This is a genomic window from Streptomyces sp. JLSY215, from assembly GCF_059682825.1.
In genome coordinates, this window is record NZ_JCASPU010000002.1 from 31,140 (window position 1) to 56,445 (window position 25,306).

The window sequence follows — 25,306 nt, forward strand, 5'->3', positions numbered from 1 at the left end:
CAGTAGACTTACAGCGACAGTTCGAACACGGCCTGTGACCAGCACATTTCGCTTTGGAGGCGAGTCACGCACCCCCGGAGGGCTGACGCGCCCGACGCTCGGTGATCTGAATCACACGGCCGCTGTTGCCGTACAGCCGAACAGGCTCGGCCCGGCTGAATGCCGCCAGTGCGTCAGACGGCGGCTGGAGTCGGATCGGGCACTGGCTCCCGGGACCGGCTGTTGTGGTGGCGGGACCGGCGCCGCTACCAGGAGAAGGCGTGCCAGCTCCGGGGCTGCGCGGCCCCGGAGCCCGAAAGTCAGGGACCGTAGAGCCGCCCGCCGCACCGCGACGCGCGCCCGAGGGGCCGGGCGCACCTGCGACGCCCGCCCCGGCCGACCGCCCGCCAGGACCGCCGAACAGGTACGGCACACCCGGGACCTGCTCACCCGACCGGAGAACACCGTCTTTCTCTGGTCCGCCCGGTGATCCAAACGAAACCGCCTAACGCCCTCTCACGTCGGCTCGATGATGTTCTTGCGCAGGTGTCCGTAGATCACCGAGGTGCGTACGTCTGCGAGTTCCTGTCGCTCGGTCAGCTTGTCCAGAACCACGGAATGCAGCTGGTCGGTGTCGCGCACCGCGACATGGAGGAGGAAGTCGTCGGTGCCCGTCAGCACGAAGACCGCGATCACCTCGGGCATGCGCGCCACGAAGGCTTTGAACTGCTCAATGACCGCACGCGTCGGCGGCCGCACCCGCACGGCGATCATCGCTTGCAGCCCTCGGTCGAGCGAGGGGAGGTCTACCTCAGCATGGAATCCGAGCAGCACACCGCGCTCGCGGAGGGCGCGCACTCGCTCCAGGCAGGTGGAGGGCGCGATGCCCAACTCCTGTGCCAGGTCCCGGTTGGTGCGCCGACCGTCTTGCTGCAGAAGTCGCAGCAACGCCGAATCTAGTTCGTCCATATTCCGCCCCACTCCTCAAGTTCCGAATTATGTTCGGCCCACTTGCCACTTCTTCGGATTACTTTCTAGCGTATCCGTCAATAGCCCGTTCATGATTCGCTTCTTTGCTGTGCGGTCAGGGCGGAGGTGGGAGTTCCGGGCGAGAGGGCATCAGCGGTGGAAGAACGGAAGGCGAGGGCTTTGGCGATCTGTTCAGTCGTGGCGGCCGCGCTGTTGTGGAGCAGCTCGTACGCGGTGACCAAGGAGGTGCTGGCGGACGTCGGGCCGCTGACCATCGGGGCCATCCGCTTCACCATCGCCGCCGCGCTGCTCGCGATCATGGTGCGCATGCGCCGCAACCCGGTTGCCCCGCCGGATGCCCGCCAGCGGCGGATGATCTACCTGAGCGGCCTGCTCGGCATCACGGCCTACTTCGTGCTGGAGAACATCGGCGTTGAGCTGTCGACCGCCTCAGACGCCTCCCTGATTGTGGCCACCTATCCGCTGATGACCATGCTTCTGGAGCTGGCTCTCCTCCGGACCAGGATGCCGCTGCTCCGGGTCAGCGGCGTGCTGCTCGCCGCACTGGGAGCCTTCCTGGTCGTACGCAACGGGGCAGAAGTCGGAGGCAGCGCACGCTGGTTCGGAGACGTGCTGCTCCTGCTCGGCGGGCTGATGTGGGCCGGGTACAACGTGCTGGGCAAGTACGCGGGCCAGGGGCAGGACGCGGTGAGCCTCACCTATCACCAGACGGTGGCAGGTGCCGCCGGCTTCCTGCTCGCCTCGCTCCTGGAGATCGGGGACTGGCGGGTACCGGATGCCTCGGCCTCGGTGATGCTCACCTATCTCGCCGTGGCGTGTTCCGTCGGCGGCTTCCTCCTCTACAACTACGGCCTGCGCCGGATGACTTCGAGCGTCGCGGTCAACATCCTCAACCTGGTACCGGTGTTCGGTGTGCTCGGTGCAGTGTTGATCAACAAGGAGTCGGTCCGGCTCGCCCAGGCCCTTGGCGGCGTGGTCATCATCGCCGGTGTGGCCCTCGGATTGGTCGAACGCCGAACAGTTGTCGAGAAGGCCGCGGTTCCCGAGCCGAGCCCGGTCGCCGAGCGCGCCTGAAGGCTCAGGAGGCTCTGCTTCCCGGAACCTGAAACCGTATGAGGGCCAGCACGCGACCACGGCCCGCCGAACTCGCGCCGACCGGGGGCGGAGACGAGGCCGATCTGCCTGGGTCGACCACTGCCTACCAGGCCTTTGTGCACGCCTTCGACCAGTACTGCGACCAGGCATTCACGGTCCGTGAACTGCACGGACTCCTCGGCATACCCACCGACGACCCGTGCATGAACGTCACCCGTAGGGACGGTCGTCTTCGCCGACACGATGAGCGGCTTTCGTCCGGATTCTCGCCGACCAGGGCGGTCAGCAGTTCCGACACAAGAAGTGGGGCCAGCCCTCGCGCCAATCGCAGACCGGGGAAACGACAGCCCGCCTGGCACCGGATCATGCCGTCCGACCTGCGTGAAGTGCTGACCTGCACACATACGCCTGTGGCCCCGAACACGTCAGGTGTTCGGGGCCACAGGCATTCAAGCGTGAGAGTTCGGCCGGCGTTGGGGTCCCGGCCGACCAGCTGGGTCAGGAGACGGCGTCGGGGTCGATGCCCTGCGCACGGGCAACAGCGAACAGGACACGCTCGATCGTGTCCAGACGTTGGGTGATCGACCGCTCCCCCGGCGAGCCGGCGGCGTCGGCGAGGGAATCGATGTTCCCGAACGCCGTGCTCGGCTGATCACGGATCGTCGCCAGCTGCTCGCCCGCTGCCTCGGCGGAGTGAAGAGCAATTGCTTCATGTGCGCTGGACCACATCAATGGCTCGAGGACCCGGGTTCATGAGCACAACAGTGCTCGACCCTTCATCGCAGACAAGTTCGAAGTGCTCAACCACTGCGTGCTCGCCTCCCCGTGGCCTGGGAGCAGAGTAGGCCAGGCTTCAGGCGGCGCTCGCCCCCGCCTCACGCATGCGCCCGAGGGGTGCCTCGCCGGAATTCCCAGGCCAGGGGCCTGGGGGTTGCATCGCCCGCCAGTTCAGACGCTCAGCCCTGCCAACTCGACCGGTCACTCGTCAGCTGAAGCGCCCAGTCATACACAGGCGCCATTCACCCGTGCGTGTGCTGCGCCATAAATCGAACATGTGATGCAATTCGGTGGTGACGCCGCCCTATGTCTTTCCAGACGACCTCTTGCAGGCCCAACGCGATTGGTATGCCGCCTATCACCAGCTCGCCACGACGGAGAGTCCCGCGCAGACGACGGTGCTGCGGCGGACGCTGCAACGACTGTCCGTACGGATCACGACACACCCGTACTGGGCGAGCATCCCCGGCCGGGCGCCGGCCGCGCGCATGGCGCTCAAGCAAGAGGCCTGGGAGCCGGAATCAGAAGAGGCAACACCATGACCACCGTCTACATGAGCCGTCCCCAGCAGCGGATTGTGCAGGCTATCCGTGAGCTGACCGACGAGGCCGGCTATCCGCCGTCGATACGGGAGATCGCCGGGGCGGTGGGGCTGAGCGCCTCGACGATCGCGTACCACCTGCAGGCGATGGAGCGGGGAGGGATCGTCACCCACACCCCGGGCCGCAGCCGGTCCTATCTGGTCTGCGGGTAGGCGAGACTGGGCCGGCCCCGGTGGCTGGCGACGTCCGGCCAGATGCTGCCGCCGCCGGGGCTCCCAGGTGTTCCGCCCGCGGGTGCGGCCCCGGGGTGTCCGCCGGAGGCTGGACGTATGGACAGGAGCCCGCCGGCGAGAGCCGTCTGGACCGGGTCGATCGTTTTTGGCCTGGTCAGCGTGCCTGTCCGGCTCTACCCGGCGACCTCGGAGAACGCCGTAAGGCTCAGAGAGATCCACAAGGCGGATGCGTCGCCGATCCGCCACAAACGCGTCTGCGCCGCAGAGGGCCGGGAAGTGCCCACCGAGGACGTCGGCAGAGGGTACGAACTGTCGGACGGCCGGTTGGTTCCGCTGACCACCGAGGACCTCGACCGCCTTCCGCTCCCGACCCGCCATCAGGTCCAGGTCTTGGGCTTCGTCCCGGTCGGCGACGTCGACCCGATCAGCTACAGCAAGGCGTACTACGCCGGGCCGGCGAACGCCGCGGCGGAGAAGCCCTACACGCTCCTGGTCACCGCGCTCGCCCGCAGCGAGGCCTTGGCCGTCTGCCGCGTGACGATCCGCACCCGCGAGCGCCTGGCCGTCCTGCGGCCGAGTCACGGCGTCCTGGTGCTGCAACAGCTTCTGTGGCCGGACGAGGTCCGAGACCCGGGGGACCTGGCGCCGGCGACCCCCGTGGCGGAACGGGAAGTGGAACTCGCCGAGCTGCTCATGAGGGAGATGGTGGGGGTTGCCGCGGACGAGTTGCACGATCAGTACCGCGAGGCGCTGGAGCAGCTGGTGGACGCGAAGGTCGCCGGCGGACAGATCGAGGCCCCGCCGCAGCCGGAGCCGGTCGTCGACCTGATGGCCGCGCTGGAGGAATCCGTTCGGGCCGCACGCCACAGATAAGCGACGACGAGCGGTGGTCGAGCCTCAACCTGCCCTCGATGGCGCGTCAGTGGATTGCGGACATCCGGGCCCGGCTCCCCTGGGGCGCGTCGGGCCAGCGCCTGAGGGCGATCGGAGGGCCGTCGCCCGTGCGCACGGTCAGCGTGATGACCACGTCGTCGCGGGCGTACAGCCCGATCCACTCAGTGAACTTCCGCTCCGCGGTTGCCTTCCTGGTCCATTCGCCGGTGATGGCTGCGTCCTTGGTGAGCTGGGCACGGACTTCGAAGGTGCAGACGTCCACGTTCTGCTCGGTCACTCGGTCTCCGAGCCTTGCAGTCGCTGCCCGTCCGGCGGTGCCACCACGGCGTACAGCCCCGCGACTCCGGCCAGCCGCTGCACATCGTCCATCGCTATGCCGCAGACTCGGCCGGCGGCTGTTCGTGGGCGCGCTTGAGGGCGGAGCGGGCGCGGACGGCGTCGTCGCACGTGGCCCAGAAGGGGTGGGTGAAGATCTCGCCGGCCAGTTCCAGTTCGCGGGCCCGCAGCTGCTTCACCTGCTGCTTCTCCTCGTCGGTCGAGCCCGGCGAGTCAGGCCGCTCGGACTCGAAGTAGCGTCTGCCCTCCTTGGGGCGCGTCCAGCCGGGCATCGGCTCCGCCGACCACGGCAGCGTCGCGTAGAGAGCGGACAGCTCCGCCTTGACCTGGCGGAGCTTCTCCTGCGCCAGCAGCAGGTCCTGGGGGAAATCGAAGGTCTTGGCCACACCCCAAGAATACGCGCGCGTGTTCGAATAACGGGGAGGCGGGAGCGGCACGCCGTATCGGTCACCCGCACGGTGTACGGGCCCGGCCGCAGCGGGCCCCGCCCAGTCAGGCGGAGCCCGCTGCTGCATCTACTGCCGGGCACGGATGCTCGCCGTCGTCACCCCCGCAGCGATGAGGTTGGTGCCCGCCTCGACGTGGCCGGTGCTGATGAGCACGACGCCGGCGGCGCCCAGCGCCCCGGTCAGACCGAGCGAGGTCCAAGCAATGGCGTCCTGGGTGCGATTGCTCCCGGCGGGCGCCTGGCCGTGCGCGGGCGGTTCGGCCGGGCCCTGGGACTGGGAGTCGTCCGGGGTTTGGCCGTTTGTGGTGGACATGGCAATCCTTCGTTTCTGATGCGTGCGGCAACACGCGTGAATGGGTTGAGCGGACGATGACCCGGCGAGGGGTTAGGCCCGCAAGTCCGGTTGCCCGTCCCGGTGGCGCCCCCGGAACGAGCAACGAGGAGACTGCACCGCAGCGGCATCCGATCCGACTTCTCGCGAATTTTGATGACGCTGCTGCGATGCCCCAAGAGCATGCACCGCGTGCCGTTCCCATTCGCGGCTTCTGACCAGCGACTTTGCGGGACAAGGCTCTTGAAGCGACGCACGCTGCCGCTATGAACCGTATTTTCGCGAGGACTTGAACCGGCCCAGCCGCGCCGCTACGCCCGCCGGCCGTACACCGATACCGCCCTAGCTGCGCAAGTCCCTTGTCCCGCGCGCGATACAGGCTCCGGGGCAAGCCGTGCAACCGGCACGGCCAGCCAGTTCGGCTCGCTGTCCGCGCACGGCGAGTGGGCCGGACGGTCGTCCGGCCCACTGATGGCGCGTCGCGGTGTGCGGTCGGACGGCGAGGACGCCGGCGGTGACGGGGACGCGCAGCTGCTGTCCGTCCGACAGTGCTACCACGGCGTACGGCCGCGCACTTCCAGCCGACCGCTGCGCATCGAAGGTCCCCCGCTCCAGCGGGAGCTCTGCAAGTCCCCGCGGGTGCACGCGCGTACACGCCCGGCGTCCAGACATGCGACCCCATGACCAGTGAATTTCCCGGCTGAGGCTGACAGCGCGGCAGATCCCCTGCGCCGCGATGAAAGTCTTGCTCTCCCTGGACGGCCTCGGCCAGCTCAAGCAGGGCCTGGGCCAGGGGGCCGGGCCCGGTCCGATGGCGTCCGTCTGTCAGGGCTCGGTCGTTCTGCACCACGGCGCACCTACCAGGGCAAGGCGAAGGGCCCGGACGATCGTCCGGGCCCCTGAGGTGCACCGCGGTGTGCGGGCTGGTGGGGTCGGTTACAGCCCTATCGCTATGACAAGGCGTTACCGACCCGGCGGCTGTGTGGGTGGAGGCGCCGGGTACGGGCCGGGCGCGCTCGGCTGCTGCTGATAGGGGCCCGGCGGGTAGGAGGCCGACGCGCTCGGCTGCTGCTGGTACGGGCCGGGCGGGTAGGAACCCGGCACGCTTGGCTGTTGCTGGTACGGGCCGGGCGGCTGCGGCGCAAACCCGGGTCCGCCAGGCCCGCCGTACCCGCCAGGACCGCCGGGGGGTGGACCATTACGGCCGTTCTTCTTCTGGGCCACGACGATGACGATGACGATGACGATGATCGCGACAACGACGAGAACACCAGTTGCGATGCCCACAATGGCACCGGTACCGAGCCCGCTGTCTTTCTTCTCGCTTGCCTGGTCGCCACCCGATGCACTGGGGCCGGTTGCTCCACCGGTCGGGGCCGTCTTCGGAGTCTTCAGCGGGCCGTTCTTGGGACCAGCAGGAATATCGGCCGTCAGCGCCTTCAACGGCCGAATAAAGCCATATCCGTAATGCGGGTCAGGAAGCTTAAGGCCTTGCTTCCCCGGCGCGAGACCAGCCGTCTTGACGAGACGATTGGCAATCTGACCGGCGGTGAGGTCGGGGAACTTCGAACGCAGGAGTGCCGCGGCAGCTGAAACATAGGCCGTGGAGTCAGAAGTTCCATTGGCCCGCCGGTAGGGGTAGTCTGACCTCTTCGCAGAAGCAGACGTGATATACACGCCGGGAGCCGAAAGCATCACCTGGCTACCCGAATTAGAATTCGGCCAGATTTTCCCGGACTTGTCCACAGCCCCCACGGTGACGACTCCGGGAGATGAAGCCAAGGGACCTAGCTCGGCCCCATCGTTCCCGGCGCCCGCTACAACCAGAACGTCCTTCTTGCTCGCATAGGCCAGCGCTTCTTTATCGGTATCTGAGAGCGAAGTAGGCTCGATAGACATGTTGATGATTGATGCATGGTGATCGACTGCGTACCTAATCCAATCATCAACGTAGGTACTTCCGTCTCCCTGTCCGAAATCCGGCCTCCCAACGGGAAGGATCTTTGCATCCGGCGCTAGGCCCATCACACCATCGGAACTGCCTGCACCATGCCCATGCCCAGCGATGAGTGACGCCATCCCAGTTCCGTGATTATTTTCGCTCTCCTGATCACCACGCCCACCATCAATGAAACTCTTCCCCGGGAGCACATTCCCTTTCAGGTCCGGGTGGTTGCCGTAGACGGGATCATCGATTACCGCGACCGTGACACCCTTGCCCGTCGATTCCTTCCATACGCTCTCCGCGTCAAATGCCTTCAGTGGCCATTGCGCGTCCCTGATCTCATCTGCCGAAGCGGTCGGGGCGGCGCCGAAGAGCAGTGCTCCCGCCACCACCGCGCCGCCCACCGCGCGCAGCGTGCGCGTGAAGCTCATCCCCCTCATACCTTCCTTGCGTCCGTGAGCCCCGGCGTTCCGCTGCGGCCCCCGTTCCGTCGTTCGCCTGATTGTCGGGCGCACGTCATGCGCGTCACATCATGTCAGCAGGCCGTCACGGCAAGACCACTGGCCAGGAGGTTGGCCAGATACAGCTAAGGACCTGCCGTGGCAGCTTCTCCAAACGCGGGACCGGTGCTTGCGAGGTGGGCCCTGCTGTATGTCGGTCGCCCGGCCCGCGCCGGGGTCTCGCGCCCGAACAGGCTCCGGGGTAAGCCGCGCAACCGGCACGGACCGTGCGGCATTCTGCAGCGATGAACACCACGTTGAACCTCTGGCAACTGGCCGGGGTATTCGTCGCCGTGATGACCCTGAGCAAGGCGGTCCTGGTGGGGTGGCGTCTCACCCTCGGGCGCCGCCGACACCTCACAGCGCAGCTCCGCAAGATCGCCCCGGGCGTCCGGCGTGGTCGAGTCCATGATCGAGGAACGCTACCGCCAGGCGCTGGCCGCCCTGGCCGACACACCGTTCACCCGCGAAACAGTCACCGCCATGCAGGAGATGGCCCGCACCATGACACAGCGCTCCTCGTGACATGACCTCCCTGCCCGGCGGACGGACGGGGGTGACGGCCGACGCCGCTGAGCGGGCCGCTGGGGCCGCATCGCCGGCTATCCCCTCAGAGCTACTGGAACCGGAACCGCACGAACCTCTGGCAGCAAGGAGACGAACGTGATCACCGTCGACGCCATTCCGACCTACACCGAGACGCCCGCCCGTGTTCACCCGGCCGCTGAACAGGCCGAACAGCACCTGCGCGCCTGGTTCCGGACCAACGGGATGCTGACCAATCCGGCAGCCGAACGCCGGGTACTGGGGAGCCGGTTCGGCGAACTGGCGGCCTACAGCTTCCCGGACGCCGACCTCGACACCCTGCTGCTGCAAGCCGAGTGGTACGCGTGGTGGTTCATCATCGACACCCAGAACACGGTCGGCACCACCCCCACAGCCTGGGGCCAGCTGATGGATGGGTGCGAGCACGTCGTCCGCCGCAGCGGCCACCCCACGGACACCATCACCCACCCCCTTGTCACCACACTGAGCGACTTGTGCCGACGCACCCGGGCCGTCATGGACGCCATCCGGTTCCGATACGTGGGCGACTGCCTCATGTCCGCGCTCGAAGGCATGTATCACGAGACGGTCAACCGCAGCGCTGCACGGGTGCCGCCCCTGGCCGAGTTCACGCCTCTGCGGCGCAACAGCGTCGCCATGCACTTCTACATGCACATGATCGCCCTAGCGCTCCGCGTTAGCCCCTCTCCCCAGTTGCAGGAAGCACCCCTGTACGAAGACCTCGTCGACGCCGCGGCAGACATCGCGGCCTGGCAGAACGACGTCTTCGCCCTGCATCAGGACACCGCCGACAACGAGCCCCACAACCTGGTGCTCGTCCTGCAAGCCGAATCCGGCCTCGACACTGACACGGCCATGGCACAGGCCCTGCGACTTATCGGCCAGCGGGTCAGCGACTTCCACGCCCTCGAAGCTGCCCTGCCCTCCCTGGCCGGCCAGCTCAACCTGACGGCAGCCGATCAATACGACCTGGCTCGGCTCATCACTGGCATCAAGGAATGGATCAACGGCGGCCTGCTCTGGTACGAGCGCGGAACGGCGCGATACTCAGGCGACCGAGACTCGCCCAACGACTACTCCGCACCGTGAGATGACACATTCACCGATCAGTGCGCCCTGTTGTCGTGTGGTCCCGCAACGAGAACAGTCGCGGGTCTGCTTGGCATCGCCGGAGCTCCTGCCCGATCGGCTCCTTCCATCCCGCCTCCCCGCACCGGTTTACCGGAACCGGCGTACGTGTGCCGCCAGGCCGCGGTCACCCGGACGTTGCAGGGCCTGCAGCAGCTCCCGCTCGGCCTCCTCGGTCCGGTCTGCGTTGCCGCTACGGCGCGGCAAGAGCGGACTGGACCGCCGCGACAACCCTGGCTCGGATCCGGCGTTGCTCCTGCCTCAGCTCAATGAGCTGCCTCATCCCTGTGGCAGTCGTTTTGCTGGAGCAGCGATGGCCGCCGGCTGACGACACTGCGCACTGCCGACTGGAGTGGCACCGGCGGCGGCATCTGCAGACGCGTCGCCGCCGGGCCGGCGCCGGTAGATGGCCATGTCGATACCTACCTGGCCAGGCGGGGTCGGAGACGACGTCGCAGGTGAGTACTTCCACGGATGGCCAGCCCCCGCCGCGATCAGCAGGATGACTCTGTGACTGATCACGAGGGTTGTTCCCAAGTCCCTGTACGACCCGCCCGCGACCACCGGGCCATGGAGAAAGCGATGAAGGCTGTCCTGATCGTGGCAGCCATAGCGGGTGCCCTCCTGCTGCTCTACCTGGCCCCCTTCTTCATCAGCATCTTCGCCGTGGCCAGGTGACCGAGGGGCCACTTCCTCGGCTGGCCTGTCCTGGGGCAGGCCAGCCGAGGAAGTTCCTGGCGACGGCGCGTTACACCGGGTCGTAGTCCAGGTCGATGTCGGGGCAGGTGGCGGCGAGGTCGCGCAGGGCGTCGCGTTCGGTGTGGTCGACGGTGAGGTTCCAACGGAGTTTGGTGGAGACCCAGTCGGCGAGGTAGGTGCAGCGGGCCTCGGCGGCCGGCGGCATCCACTCGGCCGGGTCCTGGTCGGCCTTGGACCGGTTGGTCTTGGCGGTGACGGCGACAAGGGAGCGTTCGGCGTCGAGGTCGTTGGCATAGGCTTGGCGGCGGGCAGCCGTCCACTGGGAGGCACCGGAGTCCCAGGCCTCGGCCAGCGGCACCATGTGGTCGATGTCGAGGCCCCTGGGGTCGGTGACGGTCTGCTGGTCGTAGTAGCTGAACCACTCACCGCCCAGGATCTTGCAGCCGGGGCCGATCTCAGCGGGGATACGCGATTCGGAAATGAGAATTTCCGACCGGGTATTACAGCCGTTGCGGTCCTCGTCGACCCAGTGCCTGAACTTGGTGCGCTGGTAACCATCCCGGGATTCGGCGGCCTGTGGGAGGGCTTCGATGCCGTCGTGGAGGCTGACAGTGTCGGCGTGGGCAGGCGTGGCGGCAGCCAGGGGCAGCAGCGCGAGGGCCGCGGCCGCGGCAGCGCGAAGAGTCATCTTGATCACGATGTGTTGATATCTCCGGCCCGGCAGCGGCCGTGGGGCTTTTCCGCGGCAGTCACCCGGGCGGGTGGCTTGTCGTACCGGTAGTGCCAAACCACTTCAGGCCCAGGCACGATCGTCCGGCGGAGACGGATGGGCCGTCCCGCCGGACCGAGGACGTCCAGCGGGACGGCGCCCGACCTACCGGCGCGCCAGCGCCAGAGCGGTCGACACGAGGATCGCGAGGGCTGCGCAGGCCACCGTGAACGGGGCCTCCAGGGACGGGTGGCGCCACGTCAGGTAGAGGACGACGCCCACGCCGAGAAGCCCCAGCAGCACCATGATGAGGATCACCATCGACCAGAAGGTGCGGGCCGGCACGGTGTCTTGCTGTTGAGAGGTGGCACCGTTCGAAGCTGTTGCAGACATGACTTTCCCTGTCTTTGTGTGTGCCTGAAGCACGTGGTGAATGGGTGTAACCGACGTTGGACCGGCGGAGGGTTAGCCCCGCAAGTCCCCTGCTGCTGCGCGCCCCCGGGCAGGGAGGAGACTGCACCCCTGCGGAGCACGGCGGGTGCGGAGTACCGGTGGTCTTGAGACCCAGCGGCCTCGAGGAAGGTGAGAGAGGCGATTGCCTACTGGAGAGTGGGTGTCTGGGCGGCACCACGCATGCGAAAGCCCCCGGCCGAAGCCAGGGGCGGGGTCCACGGCGCGTCGTATTGAGGGCGCCACGGGATTCGTCGCGGGGGGAAAGGTGCCGGGGTTCGGTGCCGGCCGGGAGGTGGATCGACGCTCGCAGGTCTTCTCCGCGAGCGGCAGGGCGACGGTGCCCGGCCCGCACCCCAGGTCCAGGGCTCGGGCGTCGTTGAGCTCAAAGTCTCGGCGCCGCGGTGCTGGGGCACGGCACCGTCGCCTGGCGGGCCCGGTTCGGGCCGATCCTGCCGGAGGAGGCGCTGCCGTACAGCTTTACGCTCTGGCTGCTGGCTAACCTGTACGACTTTTCATCTGATCGGCCAGACGTGATCGACCGCCGATGCAGGACATCCTCGACTCCTTGGATACCGCGCCGTGATCGATGTTTGACCTCCTCATGAGCGGCCGGCTGAGGTAGCGGGAGCAGCACGGCAACGCTCTGGCCGCAGCCAAGGGCGCTCTGAAGGCAAAACCTGCTTGATGCCGCACTAGAGACATCGCAACGTCGACGACAAGCCGATGCGGTCGGGCCGCATCCGATAGAGGAGTCGGGTGTCGCCGCGGGCGATTCGCACGACGTGGTCTGTCAGTGGAAGCCCAGCATTCCGGGCGAGTCGATATCGACGGTGACCACACCGGGCGGGTAGGCGTCCTCGTTGCCGGTCAGCAGGATCGACATCCCCGTGAACTCAGGGCGCGGCAGTGCGCAGTACAGGGCGTGGCAGGTGTCGGGGCCGCCGTATCCGTCGCGGATCATGGTGCCGACGCTGACGGCGGCCATGGTGTCGAGGCTGTCGACAACGACGGAGGAGAAGGAAAGTACGCGGCGGGAGAGGTTCTCCTCAGCGGCTTCGGCCTGCACCAGGCACAGGGCAGGGATGCTGAGGCGTTCGCCAGGGGTCGTCGCCATGTTGCCTGCCAGCAGGTTCAGCGTCTTGTGACCGCCGGCGAGCGCTTTGACGGCGCTGGTGTCGAGGATGATCACGCGGCGGTGCCTCGAGCGGCCCGGACCTTCTCGGCAGCGATCTTGTAGATGTTGCCGAGGACATCGGGTGCCTGCTCGAACTCCTCATCGCCGATGTCCACGCCCATCACGCGGCGCACAACCTCCCGGTCAGCGGCCAGCCGCTCGGCCCGCTGCGCGGCGGTCGGCTGCTCCGCGGCCAGCGCCTCGACCAGCTGGCCGATGCTCACTCCGCGCTCCTTCGCCAGCTCAGCAAGGTGGTCGCGGGTCTCGCGCTGAACCTGAATCGTCGTCGAAGCCATAGCGCCACTATAGACCCTCTGTAGCATCTGGCCCCTACTGCCGCCTCAGGCCCCACCAGAGGAAGTTTCCGCAGGTCATGAGCGTCCCGTCCGCGGCTGGCTCACCTGACGCGAAGCCGCGGACATCAACAGCATCTCCACCTTCCACCCGGCCGACCAGCAGGAAAATGCCGATCACAGCGGTTCCGCTGTCCCGGGCCCAGCACACCGTGGCTAGGTCGCAGAGCTGCGGCGGCCTCCTCGGCGATCGGAGCCACGGCCGCCGGTGCCGGCAGCGCCGCTCGTGGCTCCGCCGGCCGCCGCCCGTCGGCCGGATCCGCGGACAACCTTGCCGGTCGCCGCACCAGCCGCGGCCCGGCGGTGGGAACTGCGGCCGCCCGCGCCGTCGGCACTCCCCGTGGCCTGGCCGGCTCCCGCCCGGCGGGCAGAGCCGCGCCCGCCGGTTGCGGAAGTGCCACCAGCCGCTGCCGCCCCGGCCGCGGCCCGGCGGTCCGAGCTCCGGCCCCCCGTCCCGGTGGCAGCAGCTGTCGCCGCTCCGGCCCCGCCGCCGTTTCGGCGTCGGCGGCCGGACCGCCTACCGGGCTCGGTGCCGGTCTTCCGGTTCGGGCGGGATGCCGTCGGCGTCGCCGGCTGGGGGGCCTCGATGGTGACGGCCACGCCGGAAGGCTCGCGGGCGCCGGTGATGGTGGCCAGTTCCGCGTCGCTCGACTTGACGCGGGCCGTCCGGGGGCGGATGCCCGCGTCCGACACGAGCTGGGTGACGTCCCGTTTCTGGGCGGGCAGGACCAGGGTGACCACGCTGCCAGAGCCGCCGGCGCGGGCCGTGCGGCCGCCCCGGTGGAGGTAGTCCTTGTGGTCGGTGGGGGGATCGACGTTCACGACGAGGTCGAGGTCGTCGATGTGGATGCCCCGGGCCGCGACGTTCGTCGCCACCAGCGCGGTGACCTGACCGTTCTTGAACTGTTCCAGGGTGCGGTTGCGCTGCGGCTGGGAGCGGCCTCCGTGCAGTGCCGCCGCACGGACGCCGACGGCCAGGAGCTGCTTGGCGAGCCGGTCAGCGGACCTCTTGGTATCGAGGAAGAGGATGACCCGGCCGTCGCGGGCCGCGATGCGCGTGGTGATGGCCTTCTTGTCGGTCTCGTCCTGGACATGGAACAGGTGGTGCTCCATGGTGGTCACCGCTCCCGCCGACGGGTCCACGGAGTGCACCACGGGATCGGTCAGGAACCGCTGCACCAGACGGTCGATGTTGCGGTCCAAGGTGGCCGAGAAAAGCATGCGCTGTCCGTCGGGCCGTACTTGCTGCATCAGCTTGGTGATCTGCGGCAGGAAGCCCATGTCGGTCATCTGGTCGGCTTCGTCCAGCACCGTGATGCGGACGCTGTCGAGCACGCAGTCCCCGCGTTCCACGAGGTCGTTGAGCCTGCCGGGAGTCGCCACGACGACCTCGGCGCCGCGCCGGAGCACACCGGCCTGCTTGATGAGGGACAGCCCGCCGACCACGGTGGCCAGGCGGAGGTTCACCGCCGTCGCGTAGGGGCTCAGCGCGTCTGCCACCTGCTGGGCGAGTTCCCGGGTGGGCACCAGCACGAGGGCGAGGGGGGCCTTGGACTCCGCGCGCAGTCCAGCCGTGCAGGCCAGGAGCGCCAGGCCGAACGCGAGGGTCTTGCCGGAGCCGGTGCGTCCGCGCCCCAGCAGGTCACGGCCGGCGAGCGAGTTGGGCAGCGTGGCGGCCTGGATGGGGAAAGGGGTGGTCACGCCCTGGGCGGCGAGGGTCTTCAGCAGCCCCGGAGGCATATCCAGACCAGCAAATTCCTCGACAGCGGGAAGTGCGGGTGTCGTGCCTTCCGGCAGCCGGAATTCCCTCGGCGGCGACGCGGGCGGCGGGGGTGACGAGGCACGCCGGTTCGACTTCTTGGGCCTGCGGGACATGCAGTTGTCTGCCTTCCTTAAAACAGCACAAACCGGGGTCCGCACCATGACGGTGCGGACCCCGGTGAGCGGATACGCGTCCGGCGATCAGGCGGGGACGATGTTCTCCGCCTGCGGGCCCTTCTGGCCCTGCGTGACGTCGAACGAGACCTTCTGGCCCTCCTGGAGCTCACGGAAGCCCTGGGTCGCAATGTTCGAGTAGTGGGCGAAGACGTCGGGGCCACCGCCGTCCTGCTCGATGAAGCCGAAACCCTTTTCGGCGTTGAACCACTTCACGGTTCCCTGTGCCATGACCTTCTCCTTCTGTGGGCAGAGGCCCCATCCGGAGATGCCGGAAAACAAATAATGCGCCTGAAGGAGAAACATTCCCGTCAGGCGCACATACGTTCATGGGTACCACAACTGCAACTGCGAAACCGTAACACGGCTCGATGGCCTGTGGTGGATCATCGAGTAGCACGCTGGGATTCCTCAGACCTTCGATGATCGTGACGTTCGCCTGGCTGTCGCCTTCCCATACGGTCTGGAGCCCGAAACCGACCGTCGGCGGCCCCAGCGGGTGACCGAGGGCGACCGCTCCGCCGTTGACAGTTGCGTACGCGGAGGTGGTGGACGCGGGCACACGGGTGAGCCGTGGTCCCGGACTCGGCCCGCGGCGGTGAACGAGGCGTACAAGCAGCGCAACGCGGTCGAGCGATGCATCAACCAGCTGGCCTTGCGGACGGACAAGCTCGCCATTGCCTACCTGGCCGCGCTCCACCTCGCTGGCATCCTGCACCTATGCCGCTGACTGGGTCGCATCCAAGCTCCGCTGGAAGCTCTCCGCAGACCGCGCCGAGCGGGGCCGGCCAGCGAGACGACCACCGGCGAGCAGGCGCCGACGGACGCCGCGATACGGCAGGCCCTGGAGGAGGTCACGCAGATCCCGGAGGAGATCTTCCGCAGGAGTCACCACGCCTCCGCCCGCGCCGCCACCAACGCCGCCTACCTCAGAGGTCGCCGCCGATAGCCGCACGGCCTTGCAGCTCTTGCCGCTCTGGTGCCAGCTCAACGGTCTATGGTGCGGGCTTGTACGCCACCATCGTCCGCGGGCAGCCGTCTGCGATCTCCTTGAGCTTGGTCTTCTCGGCGCGGTCCGAGGTGAGCTTCCAGCGGAGCTTGGATGCGACCCAGTCAGCGGCATAGGTGCAGGTGTCGTTCTTGGCCGGCGGCATCCACTCGGCCGGGTCCTTGTCGCCCTTGGAGCGGTTGGAGCCGAGGCTGACCGCGATCAGGCTGCGCGCTGCGTCAAGGTCGTTGGCGTAGGCCTCACGACGGTCGGCACTCCACTTCGAGGCACCCGAGTCCCAGGCCTCGGCAAGGGGAACGACGTGGTCGATGTCGAGCTGGCGCGCATTGGTAAGGGTTTTCCCGTCGTAGGCCGAACGCCAGGTGCCGCCGGTCAGACGGCAGCCCGAACCCTGCTGCGGCTTCTTCACCGCCTCCGCCAGGAGGACCTCCTTGCGGGTGTCGCAGCCGTCGTGGTCGGCGTCGATCCACAGGTGGAACTTCGTCCGCTCGTAGCCGGTCCGGGACTCCGCCGCGGTCTTCAGCCGGCCCACCGCATCCGCCAGCCGAAGCCCACCACCTTTCCCATCAGAGGTTCCCGAGCTCGGCGCGGCCGACCGCTTGCTGTCCTCGTCTGATGTCGTCGGCGTGCAAGCGACCGTGGACAGCAGCAGGAGCGGACAGGCCAACGCGGCAAAGCGACGTGCGTGAAGCATCGGACCCCCGGAGACGGCGAGAGGACATCAGATCCCTGGTGTCTACCCAACCCCCGGGCCGTCGAGGGTTGCGCAACTGCCCGACCAAAAGCCGGCCTTACACAACCGGGTGACGTTCGCGGCCACAGCGAACTCTGGCGAGCCCCCGCGGCGTCTGCCCGGTCATGAAGATCTCCGAAGGACATGTCAGCGAACCGGGCCTGCTCGTGGTCGACATCACCGCCGCCGACGAAGAAACCGCCACCCAGGCAGTGGCCGCGCTGAGCGGACTATGGCTCTCCAGCGGCCCCTCCGCCCCCTGGCACACCCCCGGACAGCCCGGCGTCACCGTCCGCGCCTACGCCGACCTGCGCCGCGCCCCGCTGACCGGCGGCAGCTTCGGCCCCGGCGCCTCATAGCCACCAGCGAGCCGTCCCCCTGCATGTCGCGGGTTTGGCGGTACTGGTACGACTACTCACTGCTGAAGGTGACCGCCCTTGGCATTCCTCAACGTGCGGTGTTTTGCGTGCCCATCCCCCGCGGCGAGGCACCCGAGGGCCTGGCTCGTGACAGGCCCGGACCTCGCGGGCACCCGGCCGAGGCGTCAAGCGACAGCTCGCAGCATGGCCCTGGCCACCGCCGAGGACGTCGGCTACCCACGACAAGGCCGCCACACGACGGCTTGCCGATGCCGGAGAACTTCAGCCCAGGTCGGGGGTCCGACTCCGGCCGGGAATCCGGGTCGATCCGGCTCAGCCGAACCAGACCACCAGGCGGACGTTCTCGTTCCCGCACTCGGCCGCCAGCGTGCTCATCGACGCCCACACCGGGGCCCAACGGCCGTTCGGTGGCACGAACATCCCGGCGGTGAGGACCACCGGACGGTACACGGAGCCGTTCAGATGGACCTCGCCGCCCGGCGGCCATTCGGGCGGGAACAGCTCCTCGCCGAAGAGCTCCTCCGCCGCGTCGAGCACCTTGATCGGCGCCCAGACCACGTCGTCCAGGACGAGTTCGCCGTCCGGCCCCGGTCGCCACTCGCCCAGACGGTTCCCGTCGGGGCCGTCGCAGAGCGGCACGTCCCAGTCAACCGCCGCGATCTCGGCCCACGTCGCGTACGAGTGGCTGTGGTTCAGTTCGTCATTTTCCTTCGGTACTTCGTCGCAGGCGTCCTCTGGCCACCCCCGCTGGTCGAACAGTGGCCGCTCCACCCCGAGGCTCCCGCCGTAGCCGAACAGGCACTCGCGGGCGTCCCGGGCCTTCCAGAGGCCGAAGTCGAGCAGATCGACCGCTATCTCCCACGCCCCGCCTGCCCTACGTGTCTCGATCAATCCGTCGATGTACGTCCCCATGGACGCCGATGCTAGGGGTGTCTTGTCGATCAGGCCGGATCAGCTCGCGGCGGCCTGGGGCCCAGGGGCCAAGGCGGCGCTCGGCATGATCGGCGATGGAGCGGCGCGCCGTTGTGACGTCGGCCGGTAGATGGCCATGTCGATACCTGCCTGGCCCGGCGGGGGTCGGAGACGACCGTCGCACGTGAGTACTTCCACGGATGGCCAGCCCCCGCCGCGATCAGCAGGATGACTCTGTGACTGATCACGAGGGTTGTTCCCAAGTCCCTGTGCGACCCGCCCGCGACCACCGGACCATGAAGAAAGCGATGAAGGCTGTCCTGATCGTGGCAGCCATAGCGGGTGCCCTTCTGCTGCTCTACCTGGCCCCCTTCTTCATCAGCATCTTCGCCGTGGCCAGGTGACCGAGGAAGTGCCCGGCGATGAGCCCTCACGAATCAGCGCCGTTGCACCAGCGCCTGAGCCGTCACAACGGACATGACCGTGAGGCCAACGCCTGCCGGGGCACGATCGGCGTCGACAGCCTCAGGCTCCTCGGGCGCGGTGTCCGATCGGGCCATAGCATCCAGCATGCGCGGGGTGGCGATCGCCATCGGCGGGGCCACGCCGAGGACACCGAGGGCCAGCAGAGCGCCCGCCAGGCCCTCGCGAGCTGCAGCCGCAGGGCGGGCGCGCCGCTCACGGCCGCGCCCACGTACCGCGCCGGGCGATGATCTCGATCCCTTCCGGGCACGGCCACGTTGGCACCTCACCGATGCCGTACCGGGGCCGCAGGATCGGGACGCCGCCTCGGATGTCGGTGACGACGGCCTCAAGGGAGCGCAGCCGGTCCCGAACAAGGTCGCCCACCTGGGGCTTCGTGTCGTCGCTGCTCATGCCGCCGATACCTCCGCCCACACCTTCTTGCCCCACGGTCGGGACTTCGGGCCGAGAAGTTCGTATCCCCAGCGGTCGGCGGCCGCGTCGACCATGAGCAGGCCGCGGCCGGACTCTGCATTCAGGCCCCGAACGCGCATAACGGGAAGGAGCCGGGGGGCACGGTCGACGACCGCGAGGTAGACGAGGCGGGCCTCGGGCCGGTCGATGATGATCCGTATCGACGGACCCCTCGCGTGGACAACCGCGTTGGTCGCGAGTTCCGACAGCAGTAACGCGCTGGTCTGGATCTGCCCAGGCCCCAGGCCCCAGGTCGCGAGCGCGACGCGCGCCAGGTTTCGTGCCTCGGGGACCGTGTTCGGCAGTCGGGCGAAGGTCGTGGAGTATCCGGGGTGTCCCCGCGGCCGGGAGCGTGCAGTGGTGGGTGTGGTCATCGCGGCCTCAGCGTCGTGGACGGTTGGAGGGGCGTATCCGCTTGCGGTCATCGTCGTCATCGCGGGTTCACGCTCGCGGCTGGGGGAGGCGGCCATCCCTCACGGGGGCAAGGGACGGCCGCCGAGTCCAGAACGTGCCCGGGAGGCCGGGCTGTTGCTGTCCTGGCAACCAGTCAACGATCACTGAGCGCTGTGGGACCATCACGCATGCGGTACCCGCATGCGATTACCCGCTGCGCGGGTACGCGTAGGAACTCGGGGCCGGTTGGGCTCATAGCGTGGGGGTGTGCCGTGAACTGGCAGACGGCGTCGATCCGGGATGCGTCGCGGGCCGGGAACTACGGCCGGGTGATCGAACTGGCTCGGCAGGCTCAGCGCATGTCGCAGACGCAGCTCGGTCAGGCGCTCGGCATGTCTCAGTCCGCCGTCTCCAGGCTGGAGAAGCGCGGCACTGCCTCATACAGCACGGACATCCTGGCAGCGGCGTCCGCACATCTGGGGATTCCGTCGGCATTGGTGGGACTCTCGGACAGTCACCCACAGGGTCAGTTGAACGGCGACGATGTGGACCGACGAAAGTTCCTCGGCGGGGTGGCCGCTACGGCGGCGACCCCGGTACTGGCCTCGCTACCCGACAGCGCCGATGCGACCGGCGGACAGGCCGCCGCGCTGCGGCTATCCACCACGGCCTACAGGCGCCTCGACGGATCGACCCCGTCCCGGGACCTCGCCGAGGCAGTGCGCTCCCACCTGGGGCTGATCCAGAGCATCGCGAAGACCGCCACGGGCGTCGGGGACCGGAACAGGCTCGCCGCCGTCGGCAGCGAGGCCGCCAGCCTCGCCGGCTGGCTGGCATGGGACACGGGCGGCAACGGCAGCGCCCGCACCTGGTACGGCTCAGCGGTCAAGGCCGCCCGGTCCGCAGGCGACCCGCTGCTGACCGCCTACCAGACCGGCACCCTCGCCCAGTTCGAGGCGCACGCCGGAAACGGCGTGGAGGCACTGAACCAGGCCCGGCGCGCGCGCCGGGTACTCGGCGACCAGTGCCCGCCCGTCGCCGACGCCTGGCTCTCCAGTGTCGAAGCACTCGGGTACGCGGCAGCCGGCAACCAGCGCGGCGCCGACCAGGCGCTGACAGCATCCCGGGCAGCGGCAAAGGCGCTGACGTTCGCCACGCAGGCGCCGCCGTGGCCGTGGGTGTTCTCGTTCACGCCGGAGAAGGTGGCCGCCTGCCGGGTCACGTGCGGGGCATTCCTGGGGCTCGCCGCCTGGGTGCTGAGCGAAGACATCGAAGCGCTGGCGACCGCTCACGCGAAACAGCGCGCGCTGCTGGTGCTCGATATCTCAGCCGGGCATCTCGCCGGCGGACGGGTTGAGGCAGCGTTCGCGCTCGCCGGTCAGGCACTTGAGGCCGGGGTCCGGTACCGGTCGGGGCGGATCGTGGAACGGGCGCGCTCGGTGCGCCGTACCCTCACCACCACCACGCCACCCAAGGTGGTGCGGGATTTCGACGAGCGCCTACACGGCGTCTACCTGTAGGAGGACAGGCATGCGGGTGGGGATCACCGGCCATCGCGGGCTCGGCACGGACGTTGAGGAACGTGTGCGGGCCATGCTCGATGAGGCCGCGAGCCACTACGAACGGGCCGAACTGGTCGCCGTCTCGTGCATCGCGGACGGCCCCGACTCCTGGTTCGCCGAAGCCGTCTTGAAGCACGGCGGCCGCCTCGAGGTCGTGGTGCCGGCCGCGGAGTACCGCGAGGGGCTGCCGCAGTGGCACCACGCCACGTACAACGCGCTGATGTCCCAGGCCAGCGACGTGCACGAGACCGGCATGACCGCGTCCGACCCCGACGCCCACATGACCGGGTCGGAAATCCTCGTCGGCCTCGCTGACGAGCTGGTCGCCGTCTGGGACGGCAAACCGGCATGGGGACACGGCGGTACAGCCGACGTCGTCGCCTACGCCGAGCGGACCGGGGTCCCGGTGCGGGTTCTGTGGCCCGAGGGAGCCAGCCGATGACGACACTCCAGCAGTTCGAGTCCGCGCAGGCCCTGCAAGCCGCCTTTTCCGTGCCCGGTGGCGCCCCCGACCGAGAGGACACTGCCATCGATCTGCGGCGTATTCGAGCTCTCGCGAATTGACGATCGCTGCTGAATGGGCCGTCAGCATGTACGGCTCGCCGCGCGTATTCACGTCCTTTGACCTGCGATTTTGCTTGAATGCCCTTCCGGGAGCTGCTATCGAGCCGACTTTCGTGAAGGCTTGAATGAGGTCCTGGGTCTTGCTACGGGCCGGCGGATGGCGGCCCTGCACCGACGTGGGACGAGCCGTGCAACCCCCGATGAGCGACACGGACGGTCCCGCCCGTACACGGCGAAGGGGCCGGACGGATCGTCCAGCCCCTCGAGCGCGCGTCACTGTGTGGCGGGTCGCTCTACGGTCCCTGACTTTCGGGCTCCGGGGCTGCGCGGCCCCGGAGCTGGCGGGCCTTCTCCTGGTAGCGGCGCCGGTCCCGCCACCACAACAGCCGGTCCCGGGAGTTCTGCGGAAAGACCGCCCCCAGCAACCCCATCAGCATGCTCACCATGCTGATCCCGACCACCACCTGCCATGGGGCGCCCGCCAGGGCCGCGGTGCCCGGAGGCACAGCCGTCAGCGCCATCGCCGCTCGCCCGCGCGTGCTCTCCGACTGGGTCACAGCGCCTCCCCGGACTCACTGCGCAGCTGACGGGGCAGCCAGACACGCCCGGCCGTCTGCGCCCGCTTGATGTCCCGCCGCAACCGGTACCGGTGCTGACGCACCGCGGCGGCGGTGGTCTTGAACCGTTCGGCGATCTGGGAATCGTCGTAGCCTTCGTGGGCGAGCAGCACGACCGCCCGGGACTCCGCAGAACGCCTGTTGATCAGCTCGGACAGCGAGCCGCCCGCAACGCGTGCGTCGGGGCCGGGGAGACGGCTGGGCGATTGCAGCAGCTGAAGTAATGCGTCGCTGCCGCGCACTGCCACCTCATGCTCCGCCAGGCGCAGCCGATCGCGCCGCCATCGCAAATAGACGCGGCGGAACTCCCACACGCACTGCCCTATGAAGTAGGTCGTCAACGAGCAAGGGCCGTGACGCCCGGCATGCCGTGGGTTCCAACCCCCACCCACGAGCCCGTTGTCCCGGAAGGACTTCAGCGCCCGCAGCAAGATCTCCACCGCGATCTCGTCGCGCGCCGCCGTCTTTCCTCCACGGCCTCACGAGCCAGTTGATCACCAACTGCCTCCGAAGCCGTCGGCAAACGCTGTTCCAAGAGATCAACGGGGCCCATGGTGCAGGGTCAGAATGGAAGGCTCTCGTGGTGGAACACCAGGTTGACCAGGCCGCAGAACACCAGCACGCTCAGCCCCACCCAGGCTGCTGGGCTGTCCGGCTTCCTGCGGGTTCCAAGAGTCCACAGCATCATCAGCACCCACGGAGCCCATCCGGCGAAGTAGACATACCAGCCAACCTCGTTCGGTTCATCGCGGATGTCGGCCCAGATCAACAGCAACCATGCGATAACAATGAAATAGGCAGGCGACTCCCACAATTTTTCACGTATGACCTGGCTCTTGCTCTTCTTCTCGGTCTGGCCGATCGAGCCATGCGACGCCATGCGCTCCCCCAAGCATCTGGTCTCCCCCACTGTGGTCTGAAGTGGGATCACCACACTACTCACCAGCAAAGGGCGGGTGGCCCCTTCTTGGTCATAGGCGCAACCTCAATATGCGCTCACGACAGCGCCATCACTTCTCTTCGACATTCATGAGCCAGTTGATCACCAACTTCCTCCGAAACCGGCCGACAAATGCTGTTCCTAGAGATGAACAAAGCCAGTGGCCGTTGGGAAGGTGAACCAGCATCAGGTAGCGAGTGCTGCGTTCGACCAGGGTGGCGATGGTGGAGCGGGAGTTGCTGCCGATGATGAGGTCCCCCTCCCAGTGCCTGGGGACAGCTCGGTCAGCGGCTTCTGCGGGCCGCTCGCTGATCACGACCATCGGGTGGGGGAACCGCTTTCTCCGGCGTGCTGAGTGGCGATGCGGCCGGCGCACTGCGCGTCCCGTCCGCAGAGCGCGGGTCAGTTCCCGCTTCAACTCACCGCGGCCCTGGACGTAAAGCGCCTGATAGATCGTCTCGTGAACCACGTGCATCACCGGCCGGTCGGGGAAGCGTCTGCGCAGAGCGTGGCAGATCTGCTCGGGGCTCCAGCGCAGGGTCAGGTGATGCTGGACGAAGTCACGGAGCTCCGGGTTTTGGCCGATCTTGCCGACCTTCGGCCGAGGCCGACGCCGGACCGCTCGCCGATGGACCGCATGCGGTCGGTAGTACCACTGGCCGCTGGGCAGGACCGTGCGGTTGCGGCGGATCTCCCGGCAGATCGTGGACGGGCTGCGTCCCAGCTCGGCAGCGATCGTGCGGACTGACGCCTTCTCCCGGAGGCGGTCGGCTATGTGGATCCGGTCCGCCTCGCGAAGGTAGCGCGAAGGAGCGTCGTCCTCGCGCTCCTGGGTGGCCGCCGACTCTGGGTCCTCGGTGTACCGCCATGGCCCCGTTTCCACGAGGGGTGGTGCCCCCTTGTTCTTCCCGGACGCCTGCCGGCCGTTTCGCCATCGCCTGCCTGTCCGGTCGTTGATGCCAACGATCCGGCAGGCGTCCACATCAGGAATTCCTTGATCCACGAGCAGAAGGTATGTCTCCCGCTCGCGGCTCAACTTCTTCGGCCCCTGTGGCCGCCGATCCGCCCGAACCTCGAAGTCCATCGCATCCCCTGAGCTGGGGGTGTTGCGACGACCACTAGAACTCAAGGATCGTCCGGGCCCCTTAGGCGTACCGCGGCGTGCGGGCTGCTGGGTTCGGTTACAGCCCTATCGATACGACAAGGCGTTACCGACCCGGCGGCTGCGTGGGTGGAGGCGCCGGGTACGGACTGGGCGCGCTCGGCTGCTGCTGATACGGGCCCGGCGGGTAGGAGGCCGGCGCGCTCGGCTGCTGCCCACTGCCAGCGCCGATGAGGGCCGCCTCGTCTCCTGATAGTCGGCCAGCGTGAGGACCACGCCCCCGGCGGTCAGCCCGAGCTTGGCCCAGCCCAGGTAAGACTCAGCCCCACCACATCACAACGAACATCCCGCGCTGCGCTGCATCCACATAGAAGTCCCTCAGGGCCGTGAAGTGGTTCGTGAGGTAGATCAGTGAGTCGCCTGTGAACCCGTCGCCGGCGATGGCTTCGCAACGGTCTTCGGGGATCGCGGCCAACACCTTGTCCCAGTCCAGCTCAGCGAGCTTGGCTGCGACGTTGGTTACTGAGTCGGGAGCAAGAGCCGTGGGACAAGGTCCGAAGGAGCTGGCGGCTTCTGGATGGAGCAGCACCGAAACGTCGACGTCCGGGTCACCGTCCAGGGCACGGTTGAGCGCTTCGAGAGTGCCCGAGTCCACCCCGGCGAGCTTGCAGGCACCAGTGAGGAAACGCGGGGCCCAGTCGAGATCGATCCAGTCGTTGGTGGGCGGGTTCCATTCCGGATCGGCATTGGCATTGGCATTGGCGGCGGCCAAGGTGCGGCATCGATCGAGGTATTCCTCGCTCACCCGGGCAAGTTGTTGTGTCACGGCCATGCGGGCAGTATTCCTTCGGGGCTCTGGCCCGAAGGAACAGTTTCCCGCCACTCTCATCGGTCGTTGCGGACAGGCGCATCCGCGCCCGACACCCTCAGGCTCTCCAGGATCCCCAGGCCCGGCATCATCATCGCGGCCATCCGCAGACGCTGACACCCCACCACACGCTGGACCATCGCCCAGCAGGCCGACACCAACAGACCGGTAGCCTGGGACAGAATTCCCCGGGCCACCAGCC

Annotated in this window: 30 protein-coding genes and 3 pseudogenes; 11 read left to right on the forward strand and 22 right to left on the reverse strand. The window is 68.0% G+C overall.

Annotated features, from left to right (window positions below):
- Positions 1-495: 495 nt before the first annotated feature.
- Positions 496-948 (reverse strand): Lrp/AsnC family transcriptional regulator, encoded by a 453-nt coding sequence (locus AC5677_RS40995; RefSeq protein WP_497197000.1) that lies wholly within the window; start codon positions 946-948, stop codon positions 496-498.
- A gap of 156 nt (positions 949-1,104) precedes the next feature.
- Here AC5677_RS40995 and AC5677_RS41000 point away from each other — a divergent pair, with 156 nt between their 5' ends.
- On the forward strand, positions 1,105-2,043 hold the full coding sequence (locus AC5677_RS41000; protein WP_497197001.1) for a DMT family transporter: 939 nt from the start codon (positions 1,105-1,107) through the stop codon (positions 2,041-2,043).
- Between the two features lie 519 nt (positions 2,044-2,562).
- Here AC5677_RS41000 and AC5677_RS41005 read toward each other — a convergent pair.
- The gene (locus AC5677_RS41005) at positions 2,563-2,793 is read right to left on the reverse strand and encodes a hypothetical protein (protein WP_497197002.1); all 231 of its coding nucleotides are present in this window, start codon (positions 2,791-2,793) and stop codon (positions 2,563-2,565) included.
- A 341-nt stretch (positions 2,794-3,134) separates the two neighbouring features.
- Between AC5677_RS41005 and AC5677_RS41010 the strand changes: the two genes are divergently transcribed.
- The 3 genes from AC5677_RS41010 (at position 3,135) to ku (ending at position 4,489) form a co-directional block, all read left to right on the forward strand.
- Positions 3,135-3,383 (forward strand): DUF8825 domain-containing protein, encoded by a 249-nt coding sequence (locus AC5677_RS41010; protein ID WP_497197003.1) that lies wholly within the window; start codon positions 3,135-3,137, stop codon positions 3,381-3,383.
- Positions 3,380-3,595, forward strand: coding sequence for a LexA family protein (locus tag AC5677_RS41015; protein ID WP_497197004.1), 216 nt, complete (start codon positions 3,380-3,382; stop codon positions 3,593-3,595). Before AC5677_RS41010 ends, AC5677_RS41015 begins: the two co-directional genes overlap by 4 nt.
- 117 nt (positions 3,596-3,712) lie before the next feature.
- Positions 3,713-4,489 carry a non-homologous end joining protein Ku gene (ku, locus tag AC5677_RS41020; protein WP_497197005.1) on the forward strand — a complete coding sequence of 259 codons (777 nt, stop codon included), beginning with the start codon at positions 3,713-3,715 and terminating at the stop codon, positions 4,487-4,489.
- A gap of 46 nt (positions 4,490-4,535) precedes the next feature.
- On the opposite strand, the gene AC5677_RS41025 is transcribed toward ku, so the two are convergent.
- The 4 genes from AC5677_RS41025 to AC5677_RS41040 form a co-directional block, all read right to left on the reverse strand.
- Positions 4,536-4,787 (reverse strand): hypothetical protein, encoded by a 252-nt coding sequence (locus tag AC5677_RS41025; RefSeq protein ID WP_497197006.1) that lies wholly within the window; start codon positions 4,785-4,787, stop codon positions 4,536-4,538.
- 94 nt (positions 4,788-4,881) lie between these two features.
- On the reverse strand, positions 4,882-5,232 hold the full coding sequence (locus tag AC5677_RS41030; RefSeq protein WP_497197007.1) for a DUF8825 domain-containing protein: 351 nt from the start codon (positions 5,230-5,232) through the stop codon (positions 4,882-4,884).
- A gap of 129 nt (positions 5,233-5,361) precedes the next feature.
- Positions 5,362-5,607: a hypothetical protein gene (locus AC5677_RS41035; RefSeq protein WP_497197008.1), complete on the reverse strand. Its 246-nt coding sequence runs from the start codon at positions 5,605-5,607 to the stop codon at positions 5,362-5,364.
- Between the two features lie 981 nt (positions 5,608-6,588).
- Positions 6,589-8,001: a S8 family serine peptidase gene (locus AC5677_RS41040; RefSeq protein WP_497197009.1), complete on the reverse strand. Its 1,413-nt coding sequence runs from the start codon at positions 7,999-8,001 to the stop codon at positions 6,589-6,591.
- Positions 8,002-8,466: 465 nt separating this feature from the next.
- Between AC5677_RS41040 and AC5677_RS41045 the strand changes: the two genes are divergently transcribed.
- Positions 8,467-8,595, forward strand: a complete 129-nt coding sequence (locus tag AC5677_RS41045; RefSeq protein WP_497197010.1) for a hypothetical protein — start codon at positions 8,467-8,469, stop codon at positions 8,593-8,595.
- Between the two features lie 138 nt (positions 8,596-8,733).
- On the forward strand, positions 8,734-9,726 hold the full coding sequence (locus tag AC5677_RS41050; protein WP_497197011.1) for a terpene synthase family protein: 993 nt from the start codon (positions 8,734-8,736) through the stop codon (positions 9,724-9,726).
- A 787-nt stretch (positions 9,727-10,513) separates the two neighbouring features.
- Here AC5677_RS41050 and AC5677_RS41055 read toward each other — a convergent pair.
- The 7 genes and pseudogenes from AC5677_RS41055 to AC5677_RS41085 all read right to left on the reverse strand — a co-directional run.
- On the reverse strand, positions 10,514-11,161 hold the full coding sequence (locus AC5677_RS41055; RefSeq protein WP_497197012.1) for an HNH endonuclease family protein: 648 nt from the start codon (positions 11,159-11,161) through the stop codon (positions 10,514-10,516).
- Positions 11,162-11,338: 177 nt separating this feature from the next.
- Complete coding sequence (locus AC5677_RS41060) at positions 11,339-11,566, reverse strand: hypothetical protein (RefSeq protein ID WP_497197013.1); 228 nt, start codon at positions 11,564-11,566, stop codon at positions 11,339-11,341.
- Between the two features lie 850 nt (positions 11,567-12,416).
- Positions 12,417-12,815, reverse strand: coding sequence for a PIN domain-containing protein (locus AC5677_RS41065; RefSeq protein WP_497197014.1), 399 nt, complete (start codon positions 12,813-12,815; stop codon positions 12,417-12,419).
- Entirely contained in the window at positions 12,812-13,096 is a 285-nt protein-coding gene (locus AC5677_RS41070) for a hypothetical protein (RefSeq protein WP_497197015.1), read from the reverse strand. Before AC5677_RS41070 ends, AC5677_RS41065 begins: the two co-directional genes overlap by 4 nt.
- A gap of 213 nt (positions 13,097-13,309) precedes the next feature.
- Positions 13,310-15,028: a DEAD/DEAH box helicase gene (locus AC5677_RS41075; RefSeq protein ID WP_497197016.1), complete on the reverse strand. Its 1,719-nt coding sequence runs from the start codon at positions 15,026-15,028 to the stop codon at positions 13,310-13,312.
- Between the two features lie 87 nt (positions 15,029-15,115).
- A complete protein-coding gene (locus tag AC5677_RS41080; RefSeq protein WP_426800054.1) occupies positions 15,116-15,319 on the reverse strand; it encodes a cold-shock protein in 204 nt (67 codons plus the stop codon).
- Between the two features lie 181 nt (positions 15,320-15,500).
- Positions 15,501-15,617 (reverse strand): annotated as a pseudogene (locus AC5677_RS41085) (acetyl-CoA C-acetyltransferase); the annotation flags it as partial.
- Between the two features lie 60 nt (positions 15,618-15,677).
- On the opposite strand from AC5677_RS41085, the pseudogene AC5677_RS41090 reads away from it, so the two are divergent.
- Positions 15,678-15,818: pseudogene (locus AC5677_RS41090) on the forward strand (IS5/IS1182 family transposase); the annotation flags it as partial.
- Between the two features lie 265 nt (positions 15,819-16,083).
- Here AC5677_RS41090 and AC5677_RS41095 read toward each other — a convergent pair.
- Positions 16,084-16,629: an HNH endonuclease family protein gene (locus AC5677_RS41095; protein ID WP_497197017.1), complete on the reverse strand. Its 546-nt coding sequence runs from the start codon at positions 16,627-16,629 to the stop codon at positions 16,084-16,086.
- Between the two features lie 326 nt (positions 16,630-16,955).
- Here AC5677_RS41095 and AC5677_RS41100 point away from each other — a divergent pair, with 326 nt between their 5' ends.
- Positions 16,956-17,189, forward strand: a complete 234-nt coding sequence (locus tag AC5677_RS41100) for a DUF6207 family protein (RefSeq protein ID WP_497197018.1) — start codon at positions 16,956-16,958, stop codon at positions 17,187-17,189.
- Positions 17,190-17,522: 333 nt separating this feature from the next.
- Here AC5677_RS41100 and AC5677_RS41105 read toward each other — a convergent pair whose 3' ends face one another.
- From AC5677_RS41105 to AC5677_RS41115, 3 genes are all read right to left on the reverse strand, one after another.
- Positions 17,523-18,122, reverse strand: coding sequence for a hypothetical protein (locus tag AC5677_RS41105; RefSeq protein ID WP_497197019.1), 600 nt, complete (start codon positions 18,120-18,122; stop codon positions 17,523-17,525).
- 678 nt (positions 18,123-18,800) lie between these two features.
- Positions 18,801-18,998 carry a hypothetical protein gene (locus AC5677_RS41110; RefSeq protein WP_497197020.1) on the reverse strand — a complete coding sequence of 66 codons (198 nt, stop codon included), beginning with the start codon at positions 18,996-18,998 and terminating at the stop codon, positions 18,801-18,803.
- Positions 18,995-19,492 (reverse strand): ATP-binding protein, encoded by a 498-nt coding sequence (locus AC5677_RS41115; RefSeq protein WP_497197021.1) that lies wholly within the window; start codon positions 19,490-19,492, stop codon positions 18,995-18,997. Before AC5677_RS41115 ends, AC5677_RS41110 begins: the two co-directional genes overlap by 4 nt.
- A gap of 231 nt (positions 19,493-19,723) precedes the next feature.
- Here AC5677_RS41115 and AC5677_RS41120 point away from each other — a divergent pair, with 231 nt between their 5' ends.
- From AC5677_RS41120 to AC5677_RS41130, 3 genes are read left to right on the forward strand one after another with little or no spacing between them, the layout of a single operon-like run.
- The gene (locus tag AC5677_RS41120) at positions 19,724-20,971 is read left to right on the forward strand and encodes a helix-turn-helix domain-containing protein (RefSeq protein WP_497197022.1); all 1,248 of its coding nucleotides are present in this window, start codon (positions 19,724-19,726) and stop codon (positions 20,969-20,971) included.
- A 10-nt stretch (positions 20,972-20,981) separates the two neighbouring features.
- A complete protein-coding gene (locus AC5677_RS41125; protein ID WP_497197023.1) occupies positions 20,982-21,455 on the forward strand; it encodes a hypothetical protein in 474 nt (157 codons plus the stop codon).
- A complete protein-coding gene (locus AC5677_RS41130) occupies positions 21,452-21,577 on the forward strand; it encodes a hypothetical protein (protein ID WP_497197024.1) in 126 nt (41 codons plus the stop codon). Before AC5677_RS41125 ends, AC5677_RS41130 begins: the two co-directional genes overlap by 4 nt.
- Before the next feature lie 293 nt (positions 21,578-21,870).
- Here the strand turns inward: AC5677_RS41130 and AC5677_RS41135 are convergent, their stop codons facing one another.
- The 5 genes and pseudogenes from AC5677_RS41135 to AC5677_RS41155 form a co-directional block, all read right to left on the reverse strand.
- Positions 21,871-22,134: a hypothetical protein gene (locus AC5677_RS41135; RefSeq protein ID WP_497197025.1), complete on the reverse strand. Its 264-nt coding sequence runs from the start codon at positions 22,132-22,134 to the stop codon at positions 21,871-21,873.
- Positions 22,131-22,535, reverse strand: a complete 405-nt coding sequence (locus tag AC5677_RS41140) for an RNA polymerase sigma factor (protein WP_497197026.1) — start codon at positions 22,533-22,535, stop codon at positions 22,131-22,133. Before AC5677_RS41140 ends, AC5677_RS41135 begins: the two co-directional genes overlap by 4 nt.
- Positions 22,536-22,756: 221 nt before the next feature.
- Positions 22,757-23,086, reverse strand: a complete 330-nt coding sequence (locus tag AC5677_RS41145) for a hypothetical protein (RefSeq protein WP_497197027.1) — start codon at positions 23,084-23,086, stop codon at positions 22,757-22,759.
- Positions 23,087-23,294: 208 nt separating this feature from the next.
- Positions 23,295-24,218, reverse strand: a pseudogene (locus AC5677_RS41150) (IS30 family transposase); the annotation flags it as partial.
- A gap of 337 nt (positions 24,219-24,555) precedes the next feature.
- On the reverse strand, positions 24,556-25,068 hold the full coding sequence (locus AC5677_RS41155) for a DUF1877 family protein (RefSeq protein WP_497197028.1): 513 nt from the start codon (positions 25,066-25,068) through the stop codon (positions 24,556-24,558).
- Positions 25,069-25,306 lie beyond the last annotated feature (238 nt).